Source organism: Desulfonatronum sp. SC1 (assembly GCF_003046795.1).
Lineage (GTDB): Bacteria > Desulfobacterota > Desulfovibrionia > Desulfovibrionales > Desulfonatronaceae > Desulfonatronum.
This window is the reverse complement of record NZ_PZKN01000233.1, coordinates 1-393: the sequence shown is the minus strand read 5'-3', so window position 1 is coordinate 393 and position 393 is coordinate 1. Positions and strand designations below refer to the sequence as shown.

The window sequence follows — 393 nt, the reverse complement described above, 5'->3', positions numbered from 1 at the left end:
GCGTAAGCTGCGTTGTGATGATTACCTCACGCTGGTGGCTGCCAGTTCCATTATCCGTCCCGGAGTGTCGAGCTCGGGCATGATGCGCGAATATATCTACCGTTTTCACCACCCCGACAGTTTTCAGTACCTACATCCGGTAATGGAGGAGCAGCTGAAGGAGACTTTCGGGGTGATGGTGTATCAGGAGGATGTGATTAAAGTGTGCCACCATTTTGCCGGTCTGGATTTGGCCGATGCCGATGTGTTGCGCCGCGCCATGAGTGGCAAGTACCGCTCCCGCACCGAGTTTGAGCGCATTGTGGCGCGTTTTTTTGCCAACTGCCGTGAGCGGGGTTATCCCGATGCGTTGGCCAATGAGGTGTGGCGGCAGATTGAGTCGTTTGCCAGCTA

General features: G+C 55.5%; 1 pseudogene. It reads left to right on the top strand.

The window, feature by feature from the left end:
• Positions 1-34: 34 nt before the first annotated feature.
• Positions 35-393: pseudogene (dnaE, locus tag C6366_RS21380) on the top strand (DNA polymerase III subunit alpha); the annotation flags it as partial.